This is a genomic window from Synechococcus sp. GEYO, assembly GCF_900473955.1.
Lineage (GTDB): Bacteria > Cyanobacteriota > Cyanobacteriia > PCC-6307 > Cyanobiaceae > Synechococcus_C.
The window spans coordinates 1-1,040 of sequence record NZ_UCNL01000002.1 but is presented as its reverse complement, the minus strand read 5'-3'; the positions used below and the strand labels follow the sequence as shown (position 1 = coordinate 1,040).

Here is a 1,040-nt window from a genome sequence, read left to right as displayed (position 1 = left end):
GGCAGAACCTCTTCAGGGAAGACGAAGTTTTCGTGCGGCTGGTCAGCCGGTGCCATCCAGGCACGCAGACCTTCATTCAGAAGGATGTTCTTGGTGTAGAAGGTCTCAAATTCGGGATCTTCTGCAGCACGGATTTCCTGTGACACGAAGTCATAGGCACGCAGGTTGAGGGCCAAACCAATGATGCCGATGGAGCTGGTCCACAGACCCATCACAGGCACGAACAACATGAAGAAGTGCAGCCAGCGCTTGTTGGAGAAGGCGATACCGAAGATCTGACTCCAGAAGCGATTGGCGGTGACCATCGAATAGGTCTCTTCTTCCTGGGTGGGCTCGAACGCCTTGAAGGTGTTGGCCTGCTCACCGTCCTCAAACAAGGTGTTTTCCACCGTTGCACCGTGAATGGCGCAAAGCAGTGCACCGCCGAGGATGCCGGCGACGCCCATCATGTGGAAGGGATTGAGGGTCCAGTTGTGGAAGCCCTGCAGGAAGAGGAGGAAGCGGAAGATCGCTGCCACACCGAAGGAGGGCGCGAAGAACCAGCTGCTCTGGCCGAGGGGGTACATCAGGAAGACACTGACGAACACCGCAATCGGACCTGAGAAGGCGATGGCGTTGTAAGGACGAATGCCGACCAGACGAGCAATCTCGAACTGACGCAGCATGAAGCCAATCAGTGCGAAAGCACCGTGCAGTGCAACGAAGGCCCAGAGGCCGCCGAGCTGACACCAGCGAACGAAATCACCCTGGGCTTCAGGACCCCAGAGCAGCAGAAGGCTGTGACCCATCGCATCAGCGGGGGTGGACACAGCAGCAGTCAGGAAGTTGCAACCTTCCAGGTACGACGAGGCGATGCCGTGGGTGTACCAGGAGGTAACAAAGGTGGTGCCTGTGAGCCAGCCACCGATGGCCAAGTAGGCCGTTGGGAAGAGAAGAATGCCGGACCAGCCGACAAAAACGAAGCGGTCGCGCTTGAGCCAGTCATCGAGGACGTCAAACCATCCCCGCTGTGGCGCGCGTCCTACAGCGATCGTCATGAG

The 1,040-nt window shown here is 58.2% G+C and carries 1 protein-coding gene; it reads right to left on the bottom strand.

Going from position 1 to position 1,040, the window contains the following annotated elements; all coding sequences use genetic code 11:
- On the bottom strand, window positions 1-1,037 hold a 1,037-nt coding region (psbD, locus tag DXY37_RS00895), incomplete at its 3' end, for a photosystem II D2 protein (photosystem q(a) protein) (RefSeq protein WP_114994775.1).
- Between the last annotated feature and the right edge of the window lie 3 nt (window positions 1,038-1,040).